Below are 4,763 nucleotides of genomic sequence, written 5' to 3' on the forward strand. Positions count from 1 at the left end.
GTGTAGGGGGGTGGGGGCGGGCGGGGTCAGGCCACCAGGGCGGCCAGCTTGCGCAGCGACTCGTTCAGCGCGGCGGTGGCCGAGTCCTTGAGCTTGCCCGCCATCAGCGAGACGGCGGCCCCGGTGAACTCTCCGTCGATGCGGACCGTGGTGGCCCCGCCGTCCGGGGTCAGGGTGTACCGGGTGAGGACGGCTACGCCCATCGGGCCCTTGCCGGTGATGGCGAAGAGGCGCTCGTCCTCGAGCTCCGAGACGGTCCAGAGGACTTCGGCCGGGAAGCCCATCATCTTCATGTTCTCGGCGAAGGTGGACCCCACCGCGAGGGTCTCCGGTCCGCCCTTGGGGAAGTTCGTGTGGGTCATGCTCCACTGGCTGTACGCGTCCCAGTCCGTGAGCTGGGACCAGAGCTCTGCGGCGGACGCCTCGATGCGTGATTCCGCGGTGACTTCAGCCATGCGACCACCCCTTCTCGTCGGGTACGTGCGGCGGAAGGTAGCCCCGGCGGGCGGAACATTCAATACTGACGACCTGTCAGAAAGGCGGTGTGCCTTCGGGGTGTGATCTCGACTCCGTCTCAACAGGTGTCACGGCCGTGACGGTGCTGACCGGCCCTGTCATGATGGCGGGATGCAAGCGTCAGGGAAAAACGCCGGACTGGGCCTCGCCCTCGTCTCGGCGTTCGCGTTCGGTGGTTCCGGAGTTGCGGCGAAGCCGCTGATCGAGGCGGGTCTGGACCCCCTCCACATGGTCTGGCTCAGGGTGGCCGGGGCAGCGCTCGTGCTGTCCCCGCTGGCCTGGCGCCACCGTGACCTCGTCCTGCGCAAACCCCTGCTGCTCGCCGGCTTCGGGCTGATCGCCGTCGCGGGTGTGCAGGCCTTCTACTTCGCCTCTCTGTCCCGGATCCCGGTCGGCGTGGCCCTGCTGCTGGAGTACCTGGGCCCGGCGCTGCTGCTCGGCTACATCCGCTTCGTGCAGCGCAAGCCCGTGACGCGGGGCGCGGCCGCCGGCGCGGCCGTGGCCGTCGTGGGCCTGGCCTGCGTGGTCGAGATCTGGGCCGGGCTGAGCCTGGACCCGCTCGGCGTGCTCTTCGGCCTCGCCGCGGCCTGCTGCCAGGCCTTCTACTTCGTCTTCGCCGACCAGGGCGCCGACGGGGACGACGCCCCCGACCCGCTCGGGGTGATCGCGTACGGCATGCTCGTCGGCGCCCTGGTGATGACCGTGATCGCCCGGCCGTGGGAGATCGACTGGCAGGTGCTGGGCGGCCAGGCCTCCGTGGGCGGCACCATGATGCCCGCGCCGGTGCTGCTCGCCTGGGTGGTGCTGGTCGCGACCGTCTTCGCCTATCTGACCGGAGTGGTCTCGGTGCGCAGGCTGTCGCCGCAGGTCGCGGGCGTGGTGGCCTTCCTGGAGGCCGTCGTCGCCACCATGCTGGCCTGGATCCTGCTCGGCGAGTACCTCTCGACCTGGCAGATCGTCGGTGGCGCACTGGTGCTGGGCGGGGCCTTCATCGCCCAGTCCTCCCGGCCGGCGCCGCCGGTCCCCCCGGTCCCGCCCGCCGTGGGCGGCCCGGCCCTGCTGGACCGCGAGACCACGACGGCCTAGGGTGGCGATCATGCATTCGACCGTGCTTCCGCCTCCCGCCGCCTAGCGCGGGCGGCGCCTCCACGACCATGACCCGGCCCGGGGTGTTCCCGGGCGGGTACGCGCTGCCCGCGAAGCGATGACCTGCTTCTTTCATCCTTCACGCATGCGCGGAGACTTTCGTGTCGAACCATTCGCCCGCTGCCGGGCGCAGTCTGCTGTACCTCGTCGTCGCCGGAGCCGCCTGGGGCACCGCCGGGGCGGCCGCCTCACTCCTCTTCCTGGCCAGTGACCTCGGTCCGCTCGCCCTGTCGTTCTGGCGATGCGCGGGCGGGCTCGTGGTGCTGCTGGGCGTGCTCGCCGTACGGGGGTCCCGTCCCGGGCCGGGACGGACGCGGCCCTCGGTGGGCTCGCTGATCGGGACCGGGCTGCTGTTCACCCTCTTCCAGGCCGCGTACTTCGCCGCCGTGCGCGAGACCGGCCTCGCGGTGGGCACCGTGGTCACGCTCGGCGCCGGGCCCGTGCTCATCGCGGTCGGGGCGCGGTACTGGATGGGCGAGCGGCTCGGCCGCGGGGGCGCGGCCGCCGTCGTCGGGGCGCTCGCGGGGCTCGCCGTCCTGGTGCTGGGCAGCGGGGGCGGCGAGGTGCGGCCGCTCGGCGTCGGCTGGGCCCTGCTGTCCGCAGCCGGCTACGCGGCGATGACCCTGCGGGCCCGCTGGCTCGGGCAGCGCGGCGCCGGCGGGGACCCGCTGGTGACCACCGCGTGGTCGGTCGCGGTGGGCACGGTGTGCCTGCTCCCGCTGGCCGCAGTGGAAGGTCTGCTGCCGCATACCGCCGATCTGGGACGGGTGCTCTGGCTGCTGGTGTACGTGGCCACCGTGCCGACGGCTCTGGCGTACGCGCTCTACTTCACGGGGGCCGCCGCCGTGCGGGCCGCCACCGTGTCGGTGATCATGCTGATCGAGCCGGTGAGCGCCGCGGTGATCGCCGTCCTGCTCCTCGGGGAGCGGCTGACCGCGGCCGTGGTGCTGGGCACCGTCCTGCTGCTGACGGCGGTGGGCGCCCTGATCGCGGCGGAATCGCGCCGTCCGGCGGAGGTCGCGCCCACCGCCGTCCGGCGGAGTCCTCAAAGCGCCGTGATGTAGTCCGGAACGGTGATGCCGAGGGCCAGGTCCGCGGCGGGCACCGGCGTTCCGAACGCGGGGGCGACGGGGACCACGCCCGCCCAGTGGGGCAGGCCCAGGTCCTCGGCGTCGTCGTTGCTCGGGCCGGTGCGCAGCTTCGCGGAGACCTCGGTCAGGTCCACGCGGATCACCGCCGTGGCGGCGAGTTCCTTGGCGTTGGCGGGCCGGATGTCCGCGGAGCGGCCCGGCACGGCGGAGTCGACCAGGGCGTCCAGGGCCATCCGGCACTCCGCCTCGTCGGTGACCTGGTAGGCGGTGCCGTGCACGACCACCGAGCGGTAGTTGAGCGAGTGGTGGAAGGCCGAGCGGGCCAGTACGAGGCCGTCGACATGTGTCACGGTCACGCAGACGGCCAGGCCCGGATCGGCTTTGCCGGCCGCGAGCAGGGGGCGGGAGCCGGTCGAGCCGTGCATGTAGATCGATTCGCCGACCCGGGCGAACAGCGTGGGCAGGACCACGGGCGCGCCGTCGCGGACGAAGCCGAGGTGGCAGATGTAGGCCTCGTCGAGTATCGAGTGGACCGTCTCGCGGTCGTAGCGCGCCCGGTCGCGGGACCGGGTGGGGACCGTGCGGTCGGTGGGCTCGTACGCGCCGGTCGTCCCGGTGCTCTCGGTCGTCGTCTCCGTGGCGGGCGTGGCGGTCATGATGCCGACTCCATTGCACTAGTGCATACTGTGGTTTGTGCTAGTAGAGTATCGGATCACAGGGCGCGGCACAGCGGATATCGCGGCCAGCGTCGAGGCGGGCGTGGCATCGGGCGCGCTGCCACCCGGATCGCTGCTGCCGCCGATGCGGGAACTGGCGGGCGAACTGGGCGTCAACCCCAACACCGTGGCGGCTGCCTACAGGACACTGCGCGAGCGCGGGGTCATCGAAACCGACGGGCGGCGGGGGAGCAGGGTGCGGCCCCGCCCCTCCAGTACCCCGCGGGACGCGCTGCGGATGGTGGTGCCGGCGGGCGTGCGCGACATCGCGGAGGGCAATCCGGACGTGTCGCTGCTCCCCGCCCTGGACGGGGCGCTGGCGGCCGCGGCCCGGCGGTACGCGCAGGCCCCGACCCTCTACGGAGCGGACCCGGTCGCGCCGGACCTGGCCCGGCTCGCCCGGGCGGACTTCGATGCGGACGCCGTGCCGCCCGGCCCGGTGGCGGTGACCTCGGGTGCGCTGGACGCGATGGAACGGGTGCTCGTCGCCCACCTGAGGCCCGGGGACGCGGTGGCGGTCGAGGACCCGGGCTGGGGCGGCTCGCTCGACCTGGTCCCCGCACTGGGGCTACGGGTGCTGCCGGTCGCGGTGGACGACGACGGGCCACGGGCCGACGCGGTGGCCCGGGCGCTCGCCGCCGGGGCCCGGGCGCTGGTGGTGACCTCGCGGGCGCAGAACCCGACCGGCGCCGCGGTGAGCGCGGCGCGGGCGGGGGAGCTGCGGGAACTGCTGGCGCGCCACCCCGGGGTGCTGCTGATCGAGGACGACCACGGCCACGGGATCGTCGACCTGCCGTTGCACCCGCTGGCCGGGGTGACCGGGCACTGGGCGCTGATCCGGTCCACGGCGAAGGCCTACGGGCCCGACCTGCGGCTCGCCGTGCTCACGGGCGACGCGGTGACGCTGGACCGCGTGCGGGGGCGCCAGCGACTGGGCCCGGGCTGGGTGAGCCGGCTGCTCCAGCACGCGGTGGTGGAGCTGTGGACCTCGGACGCCGTGGACCGCGCCGCGGTGGCCCGCGCGTACGGGGAGCGGCGGGACGCCCTGGTCGGGGCCCTGCGGGAGCGGGGGGTGCGGGCGCACGGCCGGAGCGGGCTGAACGTGTGGGTGCCGGTGGCCGACGAGACGGTGGTGGTCACGAGGCTGCTCGCCGCCGGATGGGCGGTGGCCGCCGGGGCGATCTTCCGGGTCGAGGCGGGACCGGGAGTGCGGCTGACCGTGTCGCAGCTGGAGGTCTCGGAGGTGCCGGGCCTGGCGGACGCCGTGGCCGCGGCGGTCCGTACGGGGGTGGCG

Annotated in this window: 5 protein-coding genes; 3 read left to right on the top strand and 2 right to left on the bottom strand. The window is 74.0% G+C overall.

All coding sequences use genetic code 11. The features are described from left to right. Nucleotides 1-26 precede the first annotated feature (26 nt). Nucleotides 27-455 (bottom strand): SRPBCC family protein, encoded by a 429-nt coding sequence (locus PV721_RS41330; protein ID WP_319733735.1) that lies wholly within the window; start codon nucleotides 453-455, stop codon nucleotides 27-29. Between the two features lie 172 nt (nucleotides 456-627). On the opposite strand from PV721_RS41330, the gene PV721_RS41335 reads away from it, so the two are divergent. Next, nucleotides 628-1,602, top strand: a complete 975-nt coding sequence (locus tag PV721_RS41335) for an EamA family transporter (RefSeq protein ID WP_319733737.1) — start codon at nucleotides 628-630, stop codon at nucleotides 1,600-1,602. A gap of 161 nt (nucleotides 1,603-1,763) precedes the next feature. Beyond that, nucleotides 1,764-2,726, top strand: coding sequence for a DMT family transporter (locus PV721_RS41340; RefSeq protein WP_319733739.1), 963 nt, complete (start codon nucleotides 1,764-1,766; stop codon nucleotides 2,724-2,726). Here the strand turns inward: PV721_RS41340 and PV721_RS41345 are convergent. Continuing rightward, nucleotides 2,708-3,409, bottom strand: a complete 702-nt coding sequence (locus PV721_RS41345; protein WP_319733741.1) for a pyridoxamine 5'-phosphate oxidase family protein — start codon at nucleotides 3,407-3,409, stop codon at nucleotides 2,708-2,710. The genes PV721_RS41340 and PV721_RS41345 overlap by 19 nt on opposite strands. A gap of 37 nt (nucleotides 3,410-3,446) precedes the next feature. Between PV721_RS41345 and PV721_RS41350 the strand changes: the two genes are divergently transcribed. Then, nucleotides 3,447-4,763: aminotransferase class I/II-fold pyridoxal phosphate-dependent enzyme (locus tag PV721_RS41350; protein WP_319733743.1), on the top strand; the 1,317-nt coding region annotated here is incomplete at its 3' end.

Origin of the sequence: Streptomyces sp. MB09-01 (assembly GCF_033794505.1) — a bacterium.
Lineage (GTDB): Bacteria > Actinomycetota > Actinomycetes > Streptomycetales > Streptomycetaceae > Streptomyces.

Bases quoted from the DNA above. Each gene is read 5' to 3' on its own strand.
- PV721_RS41330 (WP_319733735.1), bottom strand. From the start codon at position 455: ATGGCTGAAGTCACCGCGGAATCACGCATCGAGGCGTCCGCCGCAGAG.
- PV721_RS41335 (WP_319733737.1), top strand. From the start codon at position 628: ATGCAAGCGTCAGGGAAAAACGCCGGACTGGGCCTCGCCCTCGTCTCG.
- PV721_RS41345 (WP_319733741.1), bottom strand. From the start codon at position 3,409: ATGACCGCCACGCCCGCCACGGAGACGACGACCGAGAGCACCGGGACG.